General features: G+C 68.4%; 21 protein-coding genes. 5 read left to right on the top strand and 16 right to left on the bottom strand.

The window, feature by feature from the left end; translation table 11 throughout:
- Window positions 1-33: 33 nt before the first annotated feature.
- Window positions 34-1839, bottom strand: coding sequence for a translation elongation factor 4 (gene lepA, locus AC1PZ7_RS10950; RefSeq protein WP_482359495.1), 1806 nt, complete (start codon window positions 1837-1839; stop codon window positions 34-36).
- Window positions 1840-1941: 102 nt separating this feature from the next.
- Between lepA and AC1PZ7_RS10945 the strand changes: the two genes are divergently transcribed.
- Both AC1PZ7_RS10945 and AC1PZ7_RS10940 read left to right on the top strand, forming a co-directional pair.
- Window positions 1942-2577: an MBL fold metallo-hydrolase gene (locus AC1PZ7_RS10945; RefSeq protein WP_482359494.1), complete on the top strand. Its 636-nt coding sequence runs from the start codon at window positions 1942-1944 to the stop codon at window positions 2575-2577.
- Window positions 2578-2812: 235 nt separating this feature from the next.
- Entirely contained in the window at window positions 2813-3649 is an 837-nt protein-coding gene (locus AC1PZ7_RS10940; protein WP_482359493.1) for an MBL fold metallo-hydrolase, read from the top strand.
- Between the two features lie 108 nt (window positions 3650-3757).
- Here the strand turns inward: AC1PZ7_RS10940 and AC1PZ7_RS10935 are convergent, their stop codons facing one another.
- The 10 genes from AC1PZ7_RS10935 to AC1PZ7_RS10890 form a co-directional block, all read right to left on the bottom strand.
- Window positions 3758-5053, bottom strand: a complete 1296-nt coding sequence (locus tag AC1PZ7_RS10935; RefSeq protein ID WP_482359492.1) for an amidohydrolase family protein — start codon at window positions 5051-5053, stop codon at window positions 3758-3760.
- A gap of 13 nt (window positions 5054-5066) precedes the next feature.
- Window positions 5067-6011, bottom strand: coding sequence for an ABC transporter permease (locus tag AC1PZ7_RS10930; protein ID WP_482359491.1), 945 nt, complete (start codon window positions 6009-6011; stop codon window positions 5067-5069).
- Window positions 6011-7078: an ABC transporter permease gene (locus AC1PZ7_RS10925; protein ID WP_482359490.1), complete on the bottom strand. Its 1068-nt coding sequence runs from the start codon at window positions 7076-7078 to the stop codon at window positions 6011-6013. The genes AC1PZ7_RS10930 and AC1PZ7_RS10925 overlap by 1 nt, the downstream gene beginning before the upstream one ends.
- 355 nt (window positions 7079-7433) lie before the next feature.
- The gene (locus AC1PZ7_RS10920) at window positions 7434-8981 is read right to left on the bottom strand and encodes an ABC transporter ATP-binding protein (RefSeq protein ID WP_482359489.1); all 1548 of its coding nucleotides are present in this window, start codon (window positions 8979-8981) and stop codon (window positions 7434-7436) included.
- A 174-nt stretch (window positions 8982-9155) separates the two neighbouring features.
- Window positions 9156-10193, bottom strand: coding sequence for a BMP family protein (locus tag AC1PZ7_RS10915; RefSeq protein ID WP_482359488.1), 1038 nt, complete (start codon window positions 10191-10193; stop codon window positions 9156-9158).
- A 105-nt stretch (window positions 10194-10298) separates the two neighbouring features.
- The gene (locus AC1PZ7_RS10910; RefSeq protein ID WP_482359487.1) at window positions 10299-11033 is read right to left on the bottom strand and encodes an NUDIX hydrolase; all 735 of its coding nucleotides are present in this window, start codon (window positions 11031-11033) and stop codon (window positions 10299-10301) included.
- 30 nt (window positions 11034-11063) lie between these two features.
- Window positions 11064-11960, bottom strand: a complete 897-nt coding sequence (locus tag AC1PZ7_RS10905) for a PhzF family phenazine biosynthesis protein (protein ID WP_482359486.1) — start codon at window positions 11958-11960, stop codon at window positions 11064-11066.
- 5 nt (window positions 11961-11965) lie between these two features.
- Entirely contained in the window at window positions 11966-12814 is an 849-nt protein-coding gene (gene pdxY, locus AC1PZ7_RS10900; protein ID WP_482359485.1) for a pyridoxal kinase PdxY, read from the bottom strand.
- Between the two features lie 126 nt (window positions 12815-12940).
- Window positions 12941-14149: a GGDEF domain-containing protein gene (locus AC1PZ7_RS10895; RefSeq protein WP_482359484.1), complete on the bottom strand. Its 1209-nt coding sequence runs from the start codon at window positions 14147-14149 to the stop codon at window positions 12941-12943.
- Between the two features lie 152 nt (window positions 14150-14301).
- Entirely contained in the window at window positions 14302-14484 is a 183-nt protein-coding gene (locus tag AC1PZ7_RS10890; RefSeq protein ID WP_482359483.1) for a hypothetical protein, read from the bottom strand.
- A 192-nt stretch (window positions 14485-14676) separates the two neighbouring features.
- Here AC1PZ7_RS10890 and AC1PZ7_RS10885 point away from each other — a divergent pair, with 192 nt between their 5' ends.
- From AC1PZ7_RS10885 to AC1PZ7_RS10875, 3 genes are all read left to right on the top strand, one after another.
- Window positions 14677-15945 carry an amidase gene (locus tag AC1PZ7_RS10885; RefSeq protein WP_482359482.1) on the top strand — a complete coding sequence of 423 codons (1269 nt, stop codon included), beginning with the start codon at window positions 14677-14679 and terminating at the stop codon, window positions 15943-15945.
- 137 nt (window positions 15946-16082) lie between these two features.
- Entirely contained in the window at window positions 16083-16856 is a 774-nt protein-coding gene (locus AC1PZ7_RS10880) for an outer membrane protein (RefSeq protein ID WP_482359481.1), read from the top strand.
- Window positions 16857-17015: 159 nt separating this feature from the next.
- Window positions 17016-17996 (top strand): aliphatic sulfonate ABC transporter substrate-binding protein, encoded by a 981-nt coding sequence (locus AC1PZ7_RS10875; protein WP_482359480.1) that lies wholly within the window; start codon window positions 17016-17018, stop codon window positions 17994-17996.
- Between the two features lie 57 nt (window positions 17997-18053).
- On the opposite strand, the gene AC1PZ7_RS10870 is transcribed toward AC1PZ7_RS10875, so the two are convergent.
- The 5 genes from AC1PZ7_RS10870 to AC1PZ7_RS10850 form a co-directional block, all read right to left on the bottom strand.
- On the bottom strand, window positions 18054-18863 hold the full coding sequence (locus AC1PZ7_RS10870; RefSeq protein ID WP_482359479.1) for an LssY C-terminal domain-containing protein: 810 nt from the start codon (window positions 18861-18863) through the stop codon (window positions 18054-18056).
- Window positions 18864-18867: 4 nt separating this feature from the next.
- A complete protein-coding gene (metH, locus tag AC1PZ7_RS10865) occupies window positions 18868-22608 on the bottom strand; it encodes a methionine synthase (RefSeq protein WP_482359478.1) in 3741 nt (1246 codons plus the stop codon).
- 15 nt (window positions 22609-22623) lie between these two features.
- Window positions 22624-22998 (bottom strand): endonuclease domain-containing protein, encoded by a 375-nt coding sequence (locus AC1PZ7_RS10860; protein WP_482359477.1) that lies wholly within the window; start codon window positions 22996-22998, stop codon window positions 22624-22626.
- 69 nt (window positions 22999-23067) lie between these two features.
- Window positions 23068-24006, bottom strand: coding sequence for a methylenetetrahydrofolate reductase [NAD(P)H] (gene metF, locus AC1PZ7_RS10855; RefSeq protein ID WP_482359476.1), 939 nt, complete (start codon window positions 24004-24006; stop codon window positions 23068-23070).
- Entirely contained in the window at window positions 24006-25004 is a 999-nt protein-coding gene (locus AC1PZ7_RS10850) for an ArsR/SmtB family transcription factor (protein ID WP_482359475.1), read from the bottom strand. The genes metF and AC1PZ7_RS10850 overlap by 1 nt, the downstream gene beginning before the upstream one ends.
- Window positions 25005-25027: the final 23 nt, after the last annotated feature.

Below are 25027 nucleotides of genomic sequence, written 5' to 3'. Positions count from 1 at the left end.
GCACGAAATGGCGGGCTTGGGTAGCCGGTCGGCTCAGTCGTCGACCTTGAGGGCGGCGATGAACGCCTCCTGCGGAATCTCGACGCGGCCGAACTGCCGCATCTTCTTCTTGCCTTCCTTCTGCTTGTCCAGAAGCTTGCGCTTGCGCGAGATGTCGCCGCCATAGCACTTGGCGGTCACGTCCTTGCGCAGCGCCCGGATGGTCTCGCGGGCGATGATCTTGGCGCCGATCGAGGCCTGGATCGGGATCTGGAACAGATGCTGCGGGATGAGATCCTTCAGCTTCTCGCACATGGCCCGGCCGCGATATTCGGCGCGGGTACGGTGCACCAGCATGGACAGCGCATCCACCGGCTCGGCATTGACCAGGATCGACATCTTCACCAGGTCGCCGGGGCGGTAATCGGTGATCTGGTAGTCGAAGGAGGCGTAGCCCTTGGAGATCGACTTCAGACGGTCATAGAAGTCGAACACCACCTCGTTGAGCGGCAGATCGTAGGTCACCATGGCGCGCGAGCCGACATAGGTCAGCTCGATCTGGTTGCCGCGCCGGTCCTGGCAGAGCTTGAGCACGCTGCCGAGATACTCGTCCGGCGTCAGGATGGTGGCGCGGATCCACGGCTCGCGGATCTCCTTGATCTTCACCACGTCCGGCATGTCGGCCGGGTTGTGCAGGTCGATCACCGTGCCGTCGTTCATCTCGATCTCGTAGATGACCGAGGGAGCGGTGGCGATCAGGTCGAGATTGAACTCGCGCTCCAGCCGCTCCTGGATGATCTCCAGATGCAGCAGGCCGAGGAAGCCGCAGCGGAAGCCGAAGCCGAGCGCGGCGCTCGTCTCCATCTCGAAGGAGAAGGAGGCGTCGTTGAGGCGCAGCTTGCCCATGGCGGCGCGCAGATCCTCGAAATCGGCGGCGTCGACCGGGAACAGGCCGCAGAACACCACCGGCTGCGCCGGCTTGAAACCCGGCAGTGCCTCGGCGGTCGGGCGCTTCTCCTCGGTGATGGTGTCGCCGACGCGGGTATCGGCGACTTCCTTGATCGAGCCGGTGAGGAAGCCGATCTCGCCCGGCCCGAGTTCCGACATCACGGTCAGCTTCGGGGTGAACACGCCGACGCGGTCTACCTCGTAGGCGGCGCCGGTCTGCATCATCTTGATGCGCTGGCCTTTCTTCATCACCCCGTCGACGATGCGCACCAGCACCACGACGCCGAGATAGACGTCGTACCAAGAGTCGACCAGCAGCGCCTTCAGCGGCGCCTCGCGGTCGCCCCTGGGCGGCGGCAGACGGGTGACGATGGCCTCCAGCACGTCGGGAATGCCGAGGCCGGTCTTGGCCGAGATCAGCACGGCGTCGGAGGCGTCGAGGCCGATCACGTCCTCGATCTGCGCCTTGACCTTTTCCGGCTCGGCGGCCGGCAGGTCGACCTTGTTGAGGACCGGGACGATCTCGTGATTGTTGTCGATGGCCTGGTAGACATTGGCCAGCGTCTGCGCCTCGACGCCCTGCGAGGCGTCGACCACCAGCAGCGAGCCTTCCACGGCGGCCAGCGAGCGGTTCACCTCATAGGCGAAGTCGACATGGCCGGGCGTGTCGATGAGGTTGAGGACGTATTCCTTGCCGTCCTTGGCCTTGTAGGACAGCCGCACGGTCTGCGCCTTGATGGTGATGCCGCGTTCGCGCTCGATATCCATGCTGTCGAGCACCTGCTCGGACATCTCGCGCTCGGACAGCCCGCCCGTGATCTGGATCAGGCGGTCGGCCAGGGTCGACTTCCCATGGTCGATATGGGCGACGATGGAGAAGTTGCGGATGTTGGCGATCGGCTCGGTGCTCATGGCGGGCGGGATAGCATTGGCGCCGTTAGGCCACAAGGCACGCCGTCTTGCGTGGCGGCATATGTTCGACCACATTCCAGGCGCCATTCCCAAGGAGCCGTCATGCCCGAACTGAAGGTCGCCGTCGTCCCCGTCACTCCGTTCCAGCAGAACTGCTCGATCGTGTGGGACGAAACCACCAAGCGGGGGGCGGTGATCGATCCGGGCGGCGACCTTCCGCGCATCCTCGCGGCGCTGGAGGAACTGGAGGTGACGGTCGAGAAGATCGTGCTCACCCACGGCCATATCGACCATGCCGCCGGCGCGGCGGAACTGGCGGAAACGCTGAACATCCCGATCGAAGGCCCGCATCAGGGCGACAGGTTCCTGCTCGACAATTTGCCCTCCGACGGCGTGCGCACCGGCATCCCCGGCCGCGCCGTCACCCCCGGCCGCTGGCTGGACGAGGGCGACACGGTCGACATTGGCGGCGTCCCGTTCGAGGTGCTGCACGTTCCCGGCCACACGCCGGGCCATATCGTGCTGGTGAACCGCGACAACCGCCTCGCCATCGTCGGCGACACGCTGTTCCAGCGCTCGGTGGGGCGCACCGACTTCCCCTATGGCGACGGCCCGCTGCTCATCAAGGGCATCAAGGAGAAGATCCTGCCGCTCGGCGACGGCTTCACCGTCCTGCCCGGCCATGGCAGCGCCACCAACATCGCGCTGGAGAAGCGGACCAATCCGTTCCTGCGCTGAACGGGGCCTCGCCCGTCCCCGCGTCGTCCCGGCTCTTCGCTGCGCTCCGGCCCGTCGTCATCCCGGCCGGCGCGCAGCGAAGAGCCGGGATCGTTCGCCGATGTCACCGATCCCGGACCGCGCCGACGGCGCGTCCGGGAGGACGGTTGAAACGGCGCACCGCCACGAAACTGTTACTCGCGCTGACGCAAGGGAGCGTCGATGATGCCGAGGACGCCAGTCCGGAGCCTCGCCCATGCAGCGCCCCTTGCAGCGTATCTCACTCGTCTGGTCCGCTCTTCTCCTCGGCGTGGCACTCTTCCTTGGTGCGACACCCGCGAGCGCCCAGGCGGACCGCTGCCCCAAGCTGGTGGCGGAAAATCCCTTCCTCCGGCCCTCCGCCCCGTCTGCCCTGCCCGCCGCCTATGTCGCGTCCCGGCAGGTCGGCCTCACCTATATCGGCCATTCGACCTTCCTGATCGAGACCGCCGGCGGCGTCACCGTCGCCACCGACTACAACGACTATGTCCGCCCCGCCATGGTGCCGCGCGTCGCCACCATGAACCGCGCGCACTCCACGCATTACTCGCTGAACCCCGACCCCGGCATCGAATATGTGCTGAAGGGCTGGCGCGAGGATCGCGATCCCGTCCATTACGATCTCGACATCGACGATCTCTGGATCGGCAACCTGCAGACCAATATCCGCGACTGGCGCGGCGACACCATCCGCAACGGCAATTCGATCTTCGTCTTCCGTGCCGCCGACCTCTGCATCGCCCATCTCGGCCATCTCCACCACACGCTGACGCAGGAGGATATCGGCGCGCTGGGCCGGCTCGACGTGGTGCTCGCGCCCGTGGACGGCAGCTACACGCTCGACATGGACGGCATGATCGAGGTGCTGAAATCGCTGGAAGCGCCCGTCGTCATCCCGATGCACTATTTCAACGAGGGCACGCTGGAGAACTTCCTCACCCGCTTCGCCGGCAGGGACTACCTGATCGAGCGGCGCGAAAGCCCCGAACTGGTGCTCTCGCGCGAGATGCTGCCGAAACAGCCGACGGTGATCGTGCTGCCGCCGCTCCGTTGACGCGGCAACGTCATCCCGGCCGAAGCGACGCGCGGAGCCGGGATCGCGTGAAGGATGAAGCTCCGAGAGCGCTCCCCGATCGGCCGTGCCGGCCGTCCGGGATGACGGCTACACGCCTGCCACCGGTGCGTAGGCCGCCGGATCCACCAGCGCGGGACGGCCCGGCAGGTCGAGGGCGGAGACGCGCGGGGCGCCCTCGGCGATGATCCGCCCGCGCCGCACCACGAACAGCCGCGCCGCCTTGAGCCGGATCGCCTCGATGGGATCGGCCGCCTGCAGCACGACGAAATCGGCGTTGCAGCCGGGCGCGATGCCGTAGCCCTCGAGCCCCATGATGCGCGCCGGATTGGCGGTGACCGCCTCGAAGCACCAGTTCATCGCCTCGCGCGAGGTCATCTGGCCGACATGCAGCGCCATGTGCGCCACTTCCAGCATGTCGCCGGAGCCGAGCGAGTACCAGGGGTCCATCACGCAGTCATGGCCGAAGGCGACGTTGATCCCGGCGGCGCGCAGCTCCGGCACCCGGGTCATGCCGCGGCGCTTGGGATAGGTGTCGTGGCGGCCCTGCAGCGTGATGTTGATCAGCGGATTGGCGATGGCGTGCACCCCCGCCTCGGCGATCAGCGGGATGAGCTTGGAGACGTAGTAATTGTCCATGGAATGCATGGAGGTGAGGTGCGAGCCGGCCACCCGGCCCTGCAGGCCGAGCCGCTGCGTCTCATAGGCCAGCGCCTCGATATGGCGCGACAGCGGATCGTCGCTCTCGTCGCAATGGATGTCGACGCGCAGGCCGCGCGCGGCGGCGATCTCGCACAGCACCTTCAGCGAGGCGGCGCCGTCGGCCATGGTGCGCTCGAAATGCGGAATGCCGCCGACCACGTCGACGCCCATGTCGAGCGCCCGCTCCAGGTTCCGCGCCGCCGTCGGCGAGCGGAAATAGCCGTCCTGCGGAAAGGCGACGAGTTGCAGGTCGATATAGTCCTTCACCCTCTCGCGCACGTCGAGCAGCGCCTCCACCGCCAGCAGCCGGTCGTCGCACACATCGACATGGCTGCGGATGGCCAGCAGCCCCTGGCTGACGGCGAGGTCGCAATAGCGCAGCGCCCGCGCGACCACGGCGTCGTGCGTCAGCAGCGGCTTGAGCTCGCCCCACAGCGCGATGCCTTCGAGCAGCGTGCCCGATTCATTGAGCCGCGGCAGGCCGAGCGAGAGCGTCGCATCCATGTGGAAATGCACGTCGACGAAGGGCGGCGCCACCAGCTTGCCGCCGGCATCGATGACATGGCCGGCCTCGACCTCGATGCCCGGCTCGACGCCGACGATGCGCCCGCCGGCGCAGGCGATGTCCATCCCCGTCCGCCCGTCGGGCAGGCGGGCGTTCTTCACAAGCAGGTCGACACTCATCGCGGATCCAGCCTCACCTTTGGCCCTTGAAGTACGGCTTCATCAGCGCGCGCGGATAGTCGGCGCGGCGGGCGACCAAGACAAGCGCGGCAATGGAGAAAATATAGGGCAGCATCAGGAAGATCTGGCTCGGCACCACGCCGCCGGCGATGGTCTGGATGCGCAGCTGGTAGGCGTCGAGCGCGCCGAACAGCAGCGCCCCGAGCAGTGCCTTGCCGGGCCTCCAGGAGGCGAAGACGGTGAGCGCGATGCACACCCAGCCGCGCCCGTTGATCATGCCGAAATAGAAGGCGTTGAAGGCCGAGAGGGTGAGGAACGCCCCGCCCAGCGCCATCAGCGCCGAGCCCGCCATCACCGCGCCGATGCGCAACGCGACGACCGAAAGGCCCTGCGCCTCCACCGCCTCCGGATTGTCGCCGACGGCGCGGATCGCCAGCCCGAGCGGCGTGCGGCCGAGCACGAAGGCGAGAATGCCGACGCAGGCGAAGGCCAGCACGGTGAAGCCGGTCTGCTGACCCAGAATCGGCCCGATGAACGGCAGGTCGCCGAGCAGAGGCACGTCGAGCGGCGCGAACGGCTCGATGCGCGGCGGCGTCGCCACATTGGGGAAGGCGACGCGGTAGCCGAAATAGGCCACCGAGGTCGCCAGCAGCGTCACCCCGATGCCGGTGACGTGCTGCGAAAGGCCGAGCGGCACGGTCAGCACGCCATGAATGAGGCCGAAGGCGGCGCCGGTGAGCGCCGCCACCGCCACGCCGCCCCACAGCGGCAGGCCGAGATAGACCGCCAGCCAGCCGGACATGGCGCCGATGACGAAGATGCCCTCGATGCCGAGATTGAGCACCCCGGCCCGCTCGCACAGCAGCGCGCCGAGCACGCCGAAGATCAGCGGCGTGGCGATGCGGATGGTGGCGGCCCAGAAATTGGCCTGGAGGAGGATGTCGAGCGCCTCCCACATCAGGCGGTCCCCCGGCGCACGAGAACGATGCGGAAGCGCGTCAGCAGGCCGCCGACCAGCACGCTGAGCAGGGCGAAGGCGACGACGAGGTCGGCGAGGTAGTTCGAGACGCCGATGGCCCGGCTCATCGAATCCGCACCGACGAACACGCCGGCGACGAAGATCGCGGCAGGGATGACGCCCAATGGCGAGAGGTTGGCCAAGGTCGCCACGACGATGCCGGCATAGCCGAAACCGGGTGAGAGGTCGGCGGTGAGATAGCCCTTGAGCCCCGCCACTTCGCTCGCCCCGGCAAGCCCCGCGAGCCCGCCCGAGAGGATGCCGACCAGCGCCATCGCCTTGCCGACCGGCAGGCCGGCATAGCGCGCGGCGCGGGCGTTCTCGCCCACCGCCCGGATGCGGAAGCCCCAGACGGTGCGGGTGATGAAGACATGCAGCGCCACGGCGGCCACCAATGCGAGCACGAGGCCCCAATGCAGGCGCAGCCCAGCGACGAGCTTGGGCAGCGTCGCCTGGTCGAGCACGGGCGCCGACTGCGGCCAGCCCATCGCCATCTCGTCCTTCATCGGCCCTTCGATCATCATCTGCACGAACAGCAGCACGATGAAGTTCATCAGCAGCGTCACCACCACCTCGTCGGCGCCGAAGCGGGTCTTGAACAGCACCGGCACCAGCAGCAGCGCCGCCCCCGCCGCCGCCGCACCGATCAGCACCAGCGGCACCAGCACATAGGACGGCGCCTCGATCAGCCCGGCGCCGAGCGCCACGGTCGCCAGCGCGCCGGCATAGAGCTGCCCCTCGGCGCCGATGTTCCACAGCTTCGCCCGGAAGGCGACGGCGGCGGCGAGGCCAGTGAAGATCAGCGGCGTCGCGCGGGTCAGCGTCTCGGCCAGCGCGAAGCCGTCGCCGGCCGCGCCCTGCGCCATCAGGGCGAAGGCGGCGAAAACCGGCGCGCCGGAGATCGCCAGCGGAATGGCGGTGAGCAGCAGCGCCGCCAGCCCCGAACCGATGGAGACGGCGAGCGTGAGCCAGACGGGCGTGCGCTCGCGGGGAACGAAACGGATCATGCGCGGGCTCCGGACTGCGATGCCAGCCGCCTTCGCGACGTCATCCCCGGGTCAAGCCCGGGGATGACGGCTGATGTTCTGAGACGACAAAATCCGCGCGGCGGCGCCCCCTCACCCGGCCCTTTGGGCCGACCTCTCCCCAATGGGGAGAAGTAAATGAGGGTATGCTCCACCGCCACGGCGTCTTCTCCCTCTCCCCGTCGGGGAGAGGGCCGGGGTGAGGGGCACTCCGAACCGCCCATCCTTCGAGGCCCGGCTCTGCCGGGCGCCTTGGGATGACGTTCATCCGAAAGAACCACGTCATCCTGAGGAGCGAGCGCAGCGAGCCTCGAAGGATGGTTCTGAGAGCCCCCCATCACGCTGCCTCCCCCGCCGCATGGCCGGCCATCATCAGCCCGACGGTGCGCACGTCGAGCCCTTCGGCCTCCATCGCCGGCGACAGATGCCCGGCATGCACCACGGCGATGCGGTCGGACAGCGCGAACAGCTCGTCGAGATCCTCGGAGATCAGCAGCACCGCCGCCCCCCGCCCGCGCGCCGCGATCAGCCGGCGATGCACGTCGGTGGTGGCGCCGATGTCGAGCCCGCGCGTCGGCTGGTGCGCCAGCACGAGCCTGGGCTGGCGCTCCAGCACCCGGGCGAGCACCACCTTCTGCATGTTGCCGCCCGACAGCGCGCGGATCGCCGCGTCCGGGCCGGGGCAGCGCACGTCATAGGCCTTGATCGCCTCCGCCGCGCGGGCGCGGATATCGCCGCGCCGGATCAGCCCGCCGCGCTGGTTCTCCGCCTCGGAAATGGTCTCCAGCACATAGTTCTCGGCCACCGACAGCGCGCCGATGGTGCCGTCGCGATGCCGGTCCTCGGGGATGCGCCCGACATGGGCGGCGACGCGCCCCGCCGGGTCGGCGCCGGTCAGGCGGGCGCCTTCCAGCAGCACCTCGCCGGCGCGGGCACCGGCGAGGCCGGCGACCAGCGCCGCCAGCGCGCCCTGCCCGTTGCCCGACACGCCGGCGATGCCGACGATCTCGCCGGCCCGCACCTCGAGATCGGCATGCTCCAGCCGGTCGCGCTGGCCGGGGCTGCCGACGCTGACGCCCCTGAGGCTCAGCACCGGCGCGCCGGGCGTCGCGGGCGGGCGATCGCGCGCGGGAATGGCGCGGCCGACCATCAGTTCCGCCAGGGTGGAGCGGTCCGCTCCGGCGGTCGGCCGGTCGGCCACCTTGGCACCGCCGCGCAGCACCACCACGCGCTCGCACAGCGCCAGCACCTCATGCAGCTTGTGGCTGATGAAGATGACGGCGAGCCCCTTGGCCGCCAGCGTGCGCACCGTGGCGGCGAGGCCGTCCGCCTCCTGCGGGGTGAGCACGGCGGTCGGCTCGTCGAGGATCAGCACCCGCACGTCGCGATAGAGCGCCTTGAGGATCTCGATGCGCTGCTGCTCGCCGACCGAGAGGCGCGCCACCGGCACGTCGAGATCGACATTGAGGCCGCTCCCAGCGATCAGCCGCTCGATCTTGGCGCGCGCCTCGCGTCGGTGGAGGCCGAAGCTCCACAGCGGCTGCGTGCCGAGCACGATGTTCTCGAAGCCGGTGAGGTTCTCGGCCAGCGCGAAATGCTGATGCACCATGCCGATGCCGGCCTGCAGCGCCGCCTCGGCCGAGCCGCCCGGCAGGGGGCTGAGCTGGCCGGCGACATCGGCGATATAGACCGTGCCCTCGTCGGCGACGTAGTGGCCGAACAGGATGCTCATCAGCGTCGTCTTGCCGGCACCGTTCTCGCCGAGCAGCGCCACGATCTCCCCCGCGCGCACGTCGAGGTCGATGTGGTCGTTCGCCGTCAGCGGTCCGAACCGCTTGGTGATGCCGGTGAGCGAGAGGACGAGCGGGCGGGGATCGGGGTGCATGGAAATGCCTTCAAAGGCCCATCATGGCGTCATCCCGGACGGCCGCAAGGCCGATCCGGGATCGTGGGACGCTCCTTCGGCACGCGATCCCGGCTCTGCGCGCGTCGCCGGAGCTTGCTCTTGGGCTTGCCAGAGGCAAGACCCGAGGGGCCGGGATGACGGCCGACCCGGCCCTCACAAGGTCGACTTCGGCTCGGCGTCGTTCACGTTGACGCGGAACATGCCGTCCTTGATCTCCTTCTCCTTGAGAAGGACGAGCTCGATCACCTCCGGCGGCACCAGCTTGGGGTCGAGCGGGGCGAGGCTCGCGCCGCCTTCCGCCATGTAGCTGTAGGGGCCGTAATCGGCGGCGACGAAGGTGCCGTCCATCACCTGCCTGATCGCCTTGTCGATGGTCGGCTCCATCTGCCACAGGGCGGAGGCGATGATCGTGCCGGGATACTGGCTCGACGTGTCGATGACGTTGCCGATCGCCTTCACGCCGCGCTCCTTGGCGGCATCCGACACGCCGAAGCGCTCGGCGTAGAGGACGTCCGCCCCCTTGTCGATCTGGGCGAAGGCGGCTTCCTTGGCCTTGGGCGGATCGTACCAGGAGTTGATGAAGGTGACGATGAACTTCACCTTCGGGTTCACCGACAGCGCGCCCTCCATGAAGGCGTTCATCAGCCGGCTGACCTCGGGGATCGCATAACCGCCGACCAGGCCGATGACGTCCGACTTCGTCATCTTGCCGGCCACCATGCCGGTCAGGAAGGACGGCTCGTGGATGAAATTGTCGAACACCGAGAAGTTCGGCTTGGTCGGGCCGAAGGACGAGCCCATGAGATAGGCGGTGTCGGGATAGTCCGCCGCCACCTTGCGCGCCGGGCGCTCGACCGCGAACACCTCGCCGACGACGAGGTCGGCGCCCTCCTGCGAGTACTGCCGCATCACCCGCTCATAGTCGGTGTTGGCGACGTTCTCGGAGAATTTGTAGGTGATGTCGCCGCGCGCCTCGGCCGCCTTCAGCGCCTTGTGGATGCGCGACACCCATTGCTGCTCGACCGGCACGGTGTAGATCGCCGCGACCTTGATCGGCTTTGCCTTGGCGGCGAAGGCATCGCGACCGGCAGCGGTCAGAGCGACGACGCCCGCGCCGAGGGCGAGCAATTGCCGCCGATCGAGCACGCCTGACGAAAAAAGCGGCAGGCCCCCAGACGACTTGCGCAGCATTTCCTGATCTCCCCGAAAAGGACCGGCGGTCCGCCCCATCGCGGCCCTCCTTAGGCACCGTCCATGCGAGTGCCGTGCCATTTTCGAACTGACTGGTCCGAAAAGTCACGGCCCCATTGTACCCTTTCCCCAGACCTCGGCGAGATAGAGCCGAACGAGCGGCGGGATCGCCGCGTCGACATCCTGCGGCCCCTGCACCACGATGACCTCGTCGATCTCCGAGCGGTGTTCGCCGGCGACGAAGCGGCGGATGCGCGCGGCCACCGCGGCCGCGTCCTCGCGCGCGGACATCTCGCGCATCAGCGCCACGCGGCGCCCGTCGCAGATCGCCGTCCAGCGCGGCGCCAGCGCCACCTCGGCGGCGGCAATGCCGGTCTCCTCCGCCAATTCGCGCAGGAGATTGCCTTCGAGATCGACCCGCCCGTCGGCGGTGACGTCGGTGAGGTCGGGCGTGCCGGCGGCGAAATAGATGCGGCCGGCATTGGCGGTCCAGCCGGCCATGCGGATCAGCACGAAACCGCCATCGGCGCCGCGCAGCGCGCCCATGGCGAAGCAGGCGCGCACCTGCCGGTGGGCGGTCTCCTGCGCCAGCAGCCAGAGCAGGGAGGCGTAGTCGCTCTCGGCATAGCGGCTGACGAGCCGGCGTCCCTCGAAACGATGCTCGGCCAGAAGGAGAATGCGGCCGTTCCACAGTTGCGGATTGGCGGCGAGGCGCCGGGCATAATAGGCGTCGATCGCCGCCCGCTCCTCGGCCGGAAAGACGTAAGGCTCCGGCAGGAAGCGCGCCTCGACCTCGTCGAGTTCGATCAGCGCCGGCGCGGTCGGCGACCCGGGCGTCACGCGCCCGCCCGTCCCGCCGCACACCGCCGCTCAGACATGGATGACGCCTTCCGAGACGATCACCGCGCCGCCGCCGATGGTCACGTCGGTCAGCTCGCCGCTGGCCACCTGCAGGCCGAGGCGCACGAGGCTCGGCCGGCCCATCTCGACGCCCTGCAGGATGTCAAAGGCGTGGAAGCCGTCGCCCGGCTTCTCGCCGGCGAGCAGCACCGCCGCCAGCGAGGCGGCGGCGGAGCCGGTGGCCGGGTCCTCGTCGATGCCCATATTGGCGGCGAACATGCGGGCGCGGAAGTCGCCCTCCCCGTCCTCGTCGCGGCAGAACACATAGACCGAGTCCGCCCCGCCGCCGAAGGTCGAGATCAGCCGCGCGGCGCTCGGGCTGATGCGCGCCAGCGCCGAGCGCGAGGCCAGCGGCACGCAGACGAAGGGCACCCCCGCCGAGGCGACGACCGGGCGATAGTCGTCGAAGCCGATGTCGGAGGTGTCGAGGCCCAGCGCCTGGGCGCAGTCCTCCCGGCTCATCGGCTCGGCGTCGATGATCTCCGGTATGCGCGGCACGGTGAAGGTGGCGCTGCCGGAGCGTTCGCGCTTCACGGTCACATGGCAGGCCACCGGCCCGACATTCTCCTCCAGCACGAAGTCGGTCGAGGTCTCGACGCCGTCGCGGATGGCGAGCAGCACCGCCGCCCCGACGGTGGGATGCCCGGCGAAGGGCAGCTCGTGATTGATGGTGAAGATGCGCAGCCTGGCCCGGCTCTCCTCTTCCTGCGGCTTCAGGATGAAGACCGTCTCGGACAGGTTGAACTCGCGGGCGATGGCCTGCATGTGGTTGCCGTCGAGCCCCTCGGTGTCGAGCACGGCGGCCAGCGGGTTGCCGGACAGGGTCCGGTCGGTGAAGACGTCGAGGACGACGAAGCGGCGTGCCATGGCGGTCAGATCTTCTCCGGCGTGAAGATATGGGACGGCGTGACGAATTCATCCTGGGCCGCGACGGTCAGGATCTCCCGCGATCCCGCGGCGGCCGTCCGGGCAAGCAATCCATAGGCCGAGGAGGCCGCCTTGGAGAGCGCCTCGGCGGTCGAGTGCGTCGCCTTCCAGTGCACGAAGAACAGCGCCGCGATGGCGTCGCCGGCGCCGTTCACCGAAATGTCGAGCTTGGGCGTGCGCACGCGGAAGCGCCCGTCCGGGCCGGAGGCCATCAGGTCGATGGAATCGGCGGGCGTGTCCTCGGTATGCAGGCTGGTGACCATGATGACGCGCGGCCCGGTGGCGTGCACCGCGTCGCAGGCGGCGATCGCCTCGTCGAGCGTCGAGGAGCTTCGGCCGGAGAGATAGTCCAGCTCGAACTGGTTCGGGGTGATCAGGTCGGCCGCCGGCACCGCGCGCTCGCGGATGAATTCGGGAATGCCGGGCCGCACGAAGATGCCGCGCCCGACATCGCCGATCACCGGATCGCAGCAATAATGCGCGGCCGCGTTGGCCGCCTTGACGCGTCCGACCGTGTCGAGGATGGCGTCGCCGATCTCGGCCGAGCCCATATAGCCGGAGAGCACGCCGTCGCAGCGCGGCAGCACGTCGCGGTCTTCCAGGCCGCCGACCAGCTCGCGGATCAGGTCCGCGCCGAACACCTCGCCGCGCCAGGCGCCATAGCCGGTGTGGTTGGAGAACTGGACGGTATGGAGGCCCCACACCTCGTGACCGAGGCGCTGCATCGGAAACATGGCCGAGGCATTGCCCACATGCCCATAGGCCACCCAGGACTGAATCGACAGAATGTTCATGCTTAAACGCCCCGACCCGTTGCGAACGATCCGCGCTTAGCGCGCTAAACGCAAGCACTCAAACGAAATTCCGCGCGGATGTCATAAGCGTTTTCGATGGATGCCCGAACCGTCCGCCCGGCCCGTTCAGCGCGACGGCTCCCGCATGCCGGCCCGCGCGAGAACGGCCGCCGGCCGCTGTTGCGGGTCGGCCAGCACGTAGCGGTCGCGGCCGGCGGCCTTCGCCGCGTAGAGCGCCATGTCGGCCCGACGCAACATGTCCTCGAAAGCCTCGCCCGCCCCGGCCAGCACGGCGCCGAAGCTGGCGGTGACCCGCACGTCCTCCGGCACCAGCCGGAAGGTTTGCCCGGCAAAGGCCAGGCGGAGCGCCGCGAGCCGCTCGCGCGCCTCCTCGGCGTCGCCGATCGGCACCAGCAGGCAGAACTCCTCGCCGCCGAGCCGCCCGCACAGCCCGCCCCGGCCGGCCTCTTCCATCAGAACCCGCCCGAACGTGCCGATCACCTCGTCGCCCGCCGCGTGGCCGAAGCGGTCGTTGATCGACTTGAAATGGTCGAGGTCGCTCATGATGAGGCAAGCCCGCCGCCGTGGTCCCGGCGTCGCCAGCATCGCGCTCGCCCGCTCGATGAAGGCAGCGCGGTTCAGCGTGCCGGAGAGCGAATCGTGCTGCAGCCGGCGGGCCGTCTCCATCACCACCTCGGAGAGGAGGACGCCCAGCAGGGACAGGCCGAGCAGCAACGAGAGCACGGCACCGACCGTCTGCGAATAGTAGGCATAGATGCTCATCAGGTAGTCGCGCACCCCCGGCATGCCCGAGCCGGCGAAGAGCGGCAGCGCTCCCTTGGCCAGGAAGTAGAGCGCGCTGACCACGAGCACGCCGGCAAGCACGCGATCCGCCGGCCCGCGCCGCTGCGCGCGCAACATGTGGGCGGCGGCCAGGACCAGCACGGCGGCGTAGGGACCCTGATAGATCAACCCGTGTGCCAGCGTGTCGCGCGGGAGATCGTAGCGGATCGTCAGGTTGAGCGCCTCGGCGACGACGAAGAGAACGACGATGGAGCGGACCGAAGCGCCGGGCCGGTAGTGCTGCGCGATACCGACCGCGATGAGGGTGAGCGCCAGCATGAGCAGCGAGGAGGAGGTCAGCGAGACGAGCCGCTCCTGCGAAATCAGGGGAACCAGCGCCTCCGTCGCCGCCGTCGCCGCCGCGCACAGGAAACCGGCCGCGCACCACCGGCCGAGGGCGATGCCCGCCCGCCACGACAGGCCGAGAAAGGCGGCGGCGAAGGCGAGACCTATGCTGAAATTGATGACGAGGAGAAAGGTGGCGCCGCGCATCGTTTCCGCCAGACATTGGGCAGCGGCGTGCTGCGCACCTCACCATAACGAGGACGGCGCTCCGGCGCCAAGACCGCCGCAAGGACGCAACCTACGGGCGACTCACGTTTTCCCGCCTTGGGATGGCGTGTTCCACCGGGCCGCAGGACGGCTCAGCGAGGACCGCCCATGCCCTTCATCTCGTCGGTTTCCGGCACGCGGGGCCAGTGATAGACGCCCGCCGACGGATCGTGCGCCTTGATGAGAATGGCGTGGAGATTGCCCCAGTAGCTGGGGCGCGGCGATGTCATCAGCTTGCGGGCGAGATCGGCGGAACAGGTGAGAACGATCTGCATCGGCGTAAATCCTCGCGGGGGATCGACACCGGGATCATATTGCATGCGGCATGCCAGATTTTTCCGAAGGGCCGGCCGTTGGCGCGTCCGAACGGTCAATCGGCGCTCCCGGCGTCCGGTCGCAAAAGGGGCTCCCGGATCGCCCTCGCCCCTCTTGCCCGCCGCCCGGGCACGTGCAACAGGCTTTGCCCCATGACAGAGATGCTCTCCGCTGCCGCCCTCGCCCAGGCCGTCCGCGCCGGCCGCCTCACCCCCACCGACGTCGCCGAGCGCTGCATCGAGGCGATCCGTGACCGCGAGGACGCGGTCCACGCCTTCGCCAGCCTCGATCTCGACGCGCTGCTCGCCCGCTCGCGAGCGCCCGGCCTCGGCCAGACGCCGCTCGCCGGCCTGCCGGTCGGCATCAAGGACATACTCGACACCGTGGACTTCCCCACCGAGCGCGGCAGCCCGCTCTATGCCGGCTACCGCCCGGTGGCCGACGCGGCGGTGGTGCGGATGATCGCGCGCGCCGGCGGGCTCGTCGCCGGCAAGACCGTGACCACCGAATTCGCCTTCATGCAGCCGAGCGTGACATGCAACCCGCGCCGGACCTCGCATTCGCCGGGCGGCTCCTCGGCCGGCTCGGCCGCGGCGGTGGCGGCGGGCATGCTGCCGATCACCATCGGCACGCAGACCGGCGGCTCCGTCATCCGCCCCGCCTCCTATTGCGGCGTGACGGGCTACAAGCCCTCCTTCAAGCTGCTGCCGGTGCTCGGGCTGAAGCCCTTCGCCTGGTCGCTCGACACGATCGGGCTGTTCGGCGCCCATGTCGCCGACGTCGCCTTCGCCGCCGGGGCGATCACCGGCCGCGACTTCACGCTCGACGCCGAGGCGCCGGCGCCACGCATCGCGCTGGTGAAGACGCCGCGCGACCACCTCGCCGCCGACGACGCCCATGCGGCGCTGGATGCCGCCGCCCGCGCGGCCGAGCGGGCCGGCGCCCGCGTGACGCGGATCGACCTGCCGGCGGCGGTGGAAGGCGGCGACGAGGCCACCATCGCGATGCAGGGCTACGAGGCCGCCCTCGCCTTCGCCGATGAATGGGACCGCCATCGCGCGCAGCTCTCGCCGACCCTGGCCGCCTATCTCGAAACCGCGATGGCGATCACCCCGGACCAGTACGACGCGGCGCGGCGGCTCGCCCGGCGCTCGCGCCATGCGCTGGCGGACATGTTCGCCGAATATGACGCGCTGCTGACCTTCGCCGGCACCGGCGAGGCGCCGGAAGGCTTCGCCTCCACCGGCTCGCCGGCCTTCTGCCGGCTGTGGACGCTCAGCGGGGCCCCCTGCGTGAACGTCACCGGTCTCACCGGCACGACCGGTCTGCCGATCGGCGTGCAGCTCGTCGGCCGCTTCGGACGCGACAGGCAGATGCTAGACGTGGCGCGGTTCCTCGAACGGGCGATCGGTGCGGCCTGAGAGCCACACCCCGGAACTTTGTGCGCCGGCGAGGGTCTAAGCCGCGCCGGCCCGGTCTCCGGACGCCCGGACGTGACGGTTTGTTAAGCACGTTAACGCTAGGGTAACGCCCTCTTATCCTCTCTGGGGGCGTATCCATGCGTATCAGGTCACTTTTCCTCGGCGGCATCGCGGTTGCCGCGCTCGCCGCTCCGGCCGTCGCCGCCGATCTCTCCTATCCGGTCAAGGCTCCGGTCGTCGCCTTCGTCCCGGCCTTCTCCTGGTCCGGCTTCTACCTCGGCGGCAATGCCGGCTATGGCTGGGGCGACGGCTCCGCGCCGTGGGCCGGCTATCTCGACTACTATTATAACAACTGGGATTCGGTCGCCTACACCGGCGGCTCGGATCCGAGCGGCTGGTTCGGTGGCGTCCAGGTCGGCTATAATTACCAGTTCAGCAACAATGTCGTTCTCGGCATCGAAGCCGACGCCCAGTTCGGCTCGCTGAGCGACAAGCTGAACTACACCTCGACCGACGACGTCGGCGGCATCACCGAGCAGGATTTCGGCTCCATCCGCACCGAGATCGAGTCGTTCGGCACCGTCCGCGCCCGGCTCGGCTACGCCTTCGACCGCTTCCTGCCCTACGTCACCGGCGGTCTCGCCTGGGGCAACGTGAAGGTCTCCGAGCAGTGGGACAATTATTTCGGCGGCGTCTACAGCCCGGGCTTCTCGGGTAACGCCTCGGTCAGCGACACGCTGTGGGGCTGGACCGTCGGCGTGGGCGGCGAATACGCCGTCACCGACAACTGGACGGTCAAGGTCGAGTATCTCTACGCCGATCTCGGCGACATCAACTGGGACAGCGACGCCAGCACCAATGTCGACGTGAAGCTGCAGACCGTGAAGGCCGGCATCAACTACAAGTTCTGATCGCCGCGGCGATCGCGCATTTCGAAACCCCGGGCGGCGACGCCCGGGGTTTCGTCGTTTCCGGCCCGGCTTCCATTGTCGCAACAGCCGGATGTCTCGAGGCTCTGGACAATCATCTCCAATAGAATATTAAATCTATATACTAATGGAGATATGAACATGATCCCTTCCCCGTCCCGCCGCGCGCTGCTCGGCCTCGCCGCCGGCGCGCTCGCCGCCGCCAGTCCTCTCGCCAGCCGACGCCTGGGTGCCCAGACGCCCGACACGGTGCGCATCGGCTATCAGCGCTCCTCCACCCTCGTCGCCCTGCTCAAGGCCGATGGAGAGCTGGAGAAGGCGCTGGAACCGCTCGGGGTGAAGGTGAGCTGGCACGAATTCACCAGCGGGCTGCCGCTCCTGGAAGCGCTCAATCTCGGCAAGATCGACCTGAGCGCCGACGTCGCCGACACGGTGCCGGTCTTCGCCCAGGCGGCCGGCGCCAAGCTGGTGTTCTACGCCGAGGAGGCACCGTCGCCGTCCGCACAGGCCATCCTCGTGCCGGACGGCTCCGCCATCGCCGGGGTCGCCGACCTCACGGGCAAGAAGGTCGCCGTCACCAAGGGGGCCGGCAGCCACTATCTGCTGCTCGCCGCGCTGGCGAAATCCGGCCTCGCCTTCAAGGACATCGACGCCGCCTATCTGACGCCGGCGGATGGGCGCGCCGCCTTCGTCGGCGGCAATGTCGACGCCTGGGTGGCGTGGGATCCCTTCCTCGCCACCACGCAGGCCAAGTCGAATGCGCGCATCCTCGCCGACGGCACGGGCGGGCTGGCCAGCTACAAGCGCTACTACCTGGCGTCGGAACCGTTCGCGAAGAATGGTGACAAGGTCATCGCCATCCTGTTCGACCGGCTCAAGGCCAAGGGCGACTGGGTGAAGGCCAATCCGAAGGAGGCTGCCGCCGCGCTCGCCAAGCTGTGGAACATCGACGCCGCGGCGATCGAGGTCGCCAATGGCCGGCGCAGCTACAAGGTCGGTGCCGTGACCAAGGCCGGCCTCGCGGAACAGCAGAACATCGCGAACGCCTTCTTCACCGAGAAGCTGCTGCCCCGCGAGGTCGACACCAGCATCGTCACCCTCTGGCAACCGGCCAGCCAGTGATCGCCGGCCATCCCTGACGTGGAATCCGGCGACGGGCCAACCCGTCGCCGGACCTCTTCAGTTCACGCCGACGAGTTGCGCGGCCGCGCTCCAGATCGCGTCCTTGAGGCCCACTGCCGGCGGCGGGGCGACGAGGGTCGGCGGGTTGGGGTTCTTCTTGCCGTCCGCCGTCAGCTTGGCGAACCAGATTTCGCCGTCGGTGTAGTAGGGATCGCCGCCGCCATTGCGGCCGAACAGCGTCGGGCCGAGGCCCGTCACCTGATAGACCATCTGCACCATGCCGGCGGCCTTGAGGTCGCCGATCAGCAGGTCGCGCACCTTGTCGACATTCGGCCCGATGTGATGGGTGACGGCGCCGGTATAGTGGCTGAGGCCGACGCCCCGGTCATAGGTCGCCGAGCCCAGCCAGACCGGCCCGCCATCCTTGCCATTGTCGAGCACCTTCCAGAAGCGCACATGGTCGCGCTGGTCGGCGCTGCGGCCGACCTCCTTCTCGAAGGCGAGGTCCTCGACCCGCCCGTCATAGAAGAGCGGGCTCACCGGCGCCTGCGGATCGGGCCGGCGCAGCAGCACCGAGCCGACGATGGCGATACTCGATTTCAGGGTGATCGGGTTGGCCGGCATCCAGCCGGCGGCGATCATCGCGTGGATGATGTCGTCCTGCGTGCCGACCAGCCCGACATCGATCGGGTCGCCGGGAATGCCCTGCTTGGTCTGCGTCACCATCGGCATGTGCTTGATGCCGGGCTGGTGCTCGTGATGCCTCCACAGGCGCGGCAGCATCACATAGGCGAGCGCCGCCCAGACCAGCACGGCGACGAGGGCCCACAGGAGCACCCGCCGCGTGTCCTCGTCGATCGCGCTCATCGCCTTACTCGGCCGCCACGGATTTGTGGCTGAGCGGGTCGTAGTTCAGCACCGGCGCCAGCCAGCGCTCGGCCTCCTCGACGCTCATGCCCTTGCGCGCGGCATAGTCCTCGACCTGGTCGCGCTCGATCCGTCCTACACCAAAATATGAAGCGTCGGGATGGGCGAAGTAGAGGCCCGAGACCGCCGCCCCCGGCCACATGGCGAAGCTCTCGGTCAACTCGACTCCGATCTCAGCCGTCGCGTCGAGCAGATTGAAAAGAATCGCCTTTTCGGTGTGGTCCGGCTGCGCCGGATAGCCCGGCGCCGGGCGGATGCCGCGATAGGCTTCTTGAATCAGATTCTCATTATCAAGGACTTCATCCGGCGCATAAGCCCAGAATTCCGTGCGCACGCGCTGGTGCATGCGCTCTGCGAACGCTTCTGCAAGACGGTCGGCCAACGCCTTGAGAAGAATCGCGGAATAGTCGTCATGCGCCGCCTTGAAGGCGTCCGAGCGCTCCTGCTCGCCGAAACCGGTCGACACGCAGAATCCGCCGACATAATCGGGCACGGCGGTCGACTTCGGGGCGATGAAATCGGCGAGCGCGAGATTGGTCCGCCCCTCGCGCTTGGCCATCTGCTGGCGCAGCGTGTGCAGCGTGGCGCGCTCCGTGGCGCGGCTGTCATCGGCGAACAGCACGATGTCGTCGCCCACCGCGTTCGCCGGCCAGAAGCCGACCACCGCGCGGGCGGTGAGCCACTTCTCGGCGACGATCTTGTCCAGCATCTTGCGGGCATCGTCATAGAGCGCGCGCGCCGCCACCCCCACCTTCTCGTCGTCGAGAATGCGCGGGTACTGCCCCGTCAGCTCCCAGGACTGGAAGAACGGCGTCCAGTCGATATAGGGCACCAGCTCGCCCAGATCGTAGTCGTCGAACACCCGCGTGCCGAGGAAGGTCGGCACCGGCGCCCGGTAGGCATCGAAGTCCAGCGCCAGCCGGTTGGCGCGCGCATCCTCCAGCTTCACCCGCACCTTGTTGCGGTCGGACTTGGCATGGGCGTCGGCGACCTTGGTGTATTCGGCGCGCAGGTTCGCGACATAGTCGTCCCGGGTGTTGTCGTTCAGCAGGTTGGAGACGACGCCCACCGCCCGGCTGGCATCGGTCACATAGACCGCCTGCCCGCGCACATATTGCGGGGCGATCTTCACCGCCGTGTGGACGCGCGAGGTCGTCGCCCCGCCGATCAGCAGCGGCACGGCAAAGCCCTCGCGCTCCATCTCGGCGGCGACATGCACCATCTCGTCGAGCGACGGCGTGATGAGGCCGGACAGGCCGATCACGTCCACCTTCTCGGCCTTGGCGACTTCGAGGATCTTCGCCGCCGGCACCATCACGCCGAGGTCGATCACCTCGTAATTGTTGCACTGGAGCACGACGCCGACGATGTTCTTGCCGATGTCGTGGACGTCGCCCTTCACCGTCGCCATCAGGATCTTGCCGGCCGAGGAATCCTCCGTCGAGCCGTTGTCCAGCTTCTCCTGCTCCATGAAGGGCATGAGATAGGCCACCGCCTGCTTCATCACGCGGGCGGACTTCACCACCTGCGGCAGGAACATCTTGCCGGCGCCGAACAGGTCGCCGACCACGTTCATGCCGGCCATCAGCGGCCCCTCGATGACGTGCAGCGGCCGGGCGACGGACTGGCGTGCCTCCTCGGTATCGACCTCGACGAACTCGGTGATGCCGTTGATCAGCGCATGGGCGATGCGCTTCTCCACCGGCCAGGTGCGCCAGGTGAGATCGGCCTCCTTCTTCTCGCGGCCGCCGCCCTTGAAGCGCTCGGCCAGCGCCAGCAGGCGCTCGGTGGCGTCGTCGCGGCGGTTCAGCACCACGTCCTCGCACGCCTCGCGCAGCTCCGGCTCGATCTCGGAATAGGGCGCGAGCTGGCCGGCATTGACGATGCCCATGTCCATGCCCGCCGAAATGGCGTGATACAGGAACACCGCGTGCATCGCCTCGCGCACCTGCTCGTTGCCGCGGAACGAGAAGGAGAGGTTCGACACGCCGCCGGAGATATGCGCGTAGGGCAGTTGCTGGCGGATGGCGCGGGTCGCCTCGATGAAGGCGACGCCATAGCCCGCATGCTCCTCGATGCCGGTCGCCACCGCGAAGATGTTGGGGTCGAAGATGATGTCCTCGGGCGGAAAGCCGACCTCGTCGACGAGGATGCGGTAGGCCCGCGAGCAGATCTCCACCTTGCGCTCATAGGTGTCGGCCTGGCCCTGCTCGTCGAAGGCCATGACGACGACGGCGGCGCCATAGGCGCGCACCAGCCGCGCATGGTGGCGGAAGGCGTCCTCGCCCTCCTTCATGGAGATCGAGTTGACGATGCCCTTGCCCTGGATGCACTTCAGGCCGGCCTCGATGACGCTCCACTTGGAGCTGTCGACCATGACCGGCACGCGGGCGATGTCCGGCTCGGCGGCGAGCAGGTTGAGGAAGGTGACCATGGCCTTCTCGGAATCGAGCAGGCCCTCGTCCATGTTGATGTCGATGACCTGCGCGCCGTTCTCCACCTGGTCGCGCGCCACCGCCAGCGCGGCGGTGTAGTCGCCATTGGTGATGAGCTTGCGGAAGCGGGCCGAGCCGGTGACGTTGGTGCGCTCGCCGATGTTCACGAATGGGATCTGCGGCGTCAGCTCGAAGGGCTCGAGGCCGGACAGGCGCAGACGCGGCTCGATCTCCTGCACCGTGCGTGGCTTGTGCGGGGCGACCGCCTCGGCGATGGCGCGGATATGGTCCGGCGTCGTGCCGCAGCAGCCGCCGACGATGTTGACGAGGCCGGAGGCGGCGAACTCGCCGACCAGCTTGGCCATCGCCGCCGGGCTCTCGTCATACAGGCCGAACTCGTTGGGCAGGCCGGCATTGGGATAGGCGCAGACGAAGGTGTCGGCGAGGCGCGAGAGATCGTCGATATGGGCGCGCATCTCCTTGGCGCCGAGCGCGCAGTTGAAGCCGATGGAGAACGGCTCGGCATGGCGCAGCGCGTACCAGAACGCCGCCGCCGTCTGCCCCGACAGCGTGCGGCCGGAGAGATCCGTGATGGTGCCGGAGATCATCACCGGCAGGCGGATGCCGCGTTCCTCGAACAGCCGCTCTATGGCGAAGATCGCCGCCTTGGCGTTCAGCGTGTCGAAGATGGTCTCGATCAGCAGCAGGTCCGCCCCGCCGTCGACCAGCGCGGCGGCCTGCTCGCCATAGGCGGTCGCCAGTTCGTCGAAGGAGGTGGCGCGGAAGCCGGGGTCGTTGACGTCGGGCGAGATCGAGGCGGTGCGGTTGGTCGGGCCGATGGCTCCGGCGACGAAGCGGCGGCGGCCGTCCTTCTGCTCCGCGAGACGCGCCGCTTCCTTGGCGAGCTTCGCGCCCTCGAAATTGATCTCGTAGACTAGGCTCTCCATGCCGTAATCGGCCATGGCGATGGTGGTGCCGGAGAAGGTGTTGGTCTCGACGATGTCGGCCCCGGCCATGAAATAGGCCAGGTGGATGTCGCGCACCGCGTCCGGCAGCGTCAGGTTGAGCAGGTCGTTATTGCCCTTGAGGTCGCGATTCCAGCTCTTGAACCGCTCGCCGCGATAGCCGGCCTCGTCCAGCTTGAGCTGCTGGATCATCGTGCCCATGGCACCGTCGAGCACGAGGATGCGCTGGGTGGCGGCATCGCGCAGGGCCTTGAGGGTGTCGGCGTTGGCTATCGTCTTGGACATCACGTAACCGTTTTTCTACTCCCTCTCCCCGCTGGGGAGAGGGTTGGGGTGAGGGGTGCCCCCGCTGCGCAAGGTTTCAAGAATGCGCAGAAGGACCCCGTCTGGATTCATCAGCACGTCGTTATTCCAGAAGCGGATGACCAGGTAGCCACAGGCTTCGATCATCTGCGTCCGCTCGCTATCAACCTCGACGGAGTGCTGACCACCGTCGAGTTCAATCACCAGTTTGGCGTCGGGGCAGAGGAAATCGACCGTGAAGCGGTCAATTGGTGTTTGCCGTCGAAACTTCCAGCCATCCAGCCGCCGATCCCGGAGACGGGACCAGAGCAGCTTTTCAGCTTCTGTTTGATCCCGCCTTAGACGTCGGGCTCTTTCAATCCGGTCATCCAAGGCCCCTCACCCGGCCCTGCGGGCCGACCTCTCCCCGACGGGGAGAGGTTAAGCACGCCCCCGTGAATACTAGGCGGCCGCCTGGCCGTTTCCCTGCCCGCCGGCCCCATCGGCCTCCTGCGGCGGGCGGATGCCCAGCAGGTGGCAGACGGCGTAGACGAGGTCGGCGCGGTTGAGCGTATAGAAGTGGAACTCGGTGACGCCGCGATCAACGAGGTCGAAGACCTGCTCGGCCGCCACCGCGGCGGCGATCAGCTTGCGCGTCTCGGGATCGTTGTCGAGCCCCTCGAAGCGGGCCGCCAGCCAGTCCGGCATGAAGGTACCGGTCTTCTCCGAGAAGTTCCTCGCCTGCTTGAAGTTGGAGACCGGCAGGATGCCCGGCACCACCGGCACGTCGATGCCGCGCGCCCGCACCTTGTCGAGATAGTCGAAATAGAGGTCGTTATCGAAGAAGCACTGGGTGATGGCGCGCGTCGCCCCGGCATCGACCTTGGCGGCGAGGATGTCGAGATCGGTGTCGAAGGACGGGCTCTCGGGGTGCTTCTCGGGATAGGCGGAAACCGACACTTCGAAATTGGCGATGCGGCGGATGCCGGCGACCAGCTCGGCCGTGCTGCGGTAGCCTTCCGCATGCGGCTCATACTGGTGGCCGACGCCGCCCGGCGGATCGCCGCGCAGCGCCACGATGTGGCGCACCCCGGCGTCCCAGTAGCCGCGCACCACCTCGTCGACCTCGCCCCGCGTGGCGGAGACGCAGGTGAGATGGGCGGCGGGCGCGAGGCGGGTTTCCTTCACGATGCGCTCGACCGTCGTATGGGTGCGCTCGCGGGTGGAGCCGCCGGCGCCATAGGTCACCGAGACGAATTTCGGCGCCAGCGGCGCCAGCCGGGTGATGGAGTTCCACAGCGTGGCCTCCATTTCCGGCGTCTTCGGCGGGAAGAACTCGAACGAGACCGAAATCGGCCGCCCGCCGGCGCGGCGGCTGCGGCGCTCGACATCCGACGACATCAGGCGACCTCCTTGTTCTGTTGGGCCTTCGCCAGCGCGACGCGCGGGTCGCGGGCCAGCCAGAGCGAAACGGTGAGCTTGCCGTCGCCATGCGGGGCGAGCAGGCGATGGGACAGCGGGTTCAGGCCAGCCTGATGGAGCCAGTTTTCCATGATCTCCGGTGCGAAGCCGAGCCGCCTGTGGGCGTGCTGCTCGCGCAGGAATTCGAGATCGTGCGGGTCGAAGTCGACCACCAGCAGGCGCCCGCCGGGCCGCAGCACGCGCGCGGCCTCCTTGAGGGCGCGCGGCGCGTCTTCGAGGAAATGCAGCACCTGGTGGATGATCACCACGTCGAAGGCGTCACGCGGCAAGGCGAGATTGTAGATGTCGCCCTGCCTCACCGTGGCGTTGCGCACGCCCGTGCGCTCCAGATTGGCGCGGGCGACGGCCAGCATCTCGGCCGACTGGTCGATGCCGACCCCGCGTTCCATCTCGTCGGCGAAGAGTTCGAGGATGCGCCCCGTGCCGGTGCCGAGATCGAGCAGGCTGCCGACGGGCTGGCCCTCCAGCGCCTGCCGGATCGCCGCCTCGACCTCGTCCTCCGGCGCATGCAGCCGGCGAATGACGTCCCATTCATGGGCATGGGCGCGGAAATAGTCCTGCGCATGGGCCGCGCGGGCGGCACGCACCGCCTCCAGCCGCTCGCGGTCGCGCAGCAAAGTGTCGTCGTCCGGCGCCATCAGCTCCAGCAGGGCGTCGGTGAGCGCGGCGCCGGGCGTGTCGACGGCGCGGCGGTAGAACACCCAGCTCGCCTCGCGGAACCGCTCGACCAGCCCGGCCTCGGCCAGCAGCTTGAGGTGGCGCGAGATTCGCGGCTGCGACTGGCCCAGAATCTCGGTAAGCTCGGAAACGGTCAGCTCGCCTTCGCCGATCAGCGCCAGCAGGCGCAGGCGCGTGTCCTCGCCGGCCGCCTTGAGGCCGTCGAGCAGAAGCGCAAAGCCGAGCGGGGAACCGGACACGAGACCTCCAAACAAGATATAAA

Source organism: Ancylobacter sp. TW_SC_1 (assembly GCF_056836805.1).
This window is presented reverse-complemented; position numbering and strand designations above follow the sequence as displayed.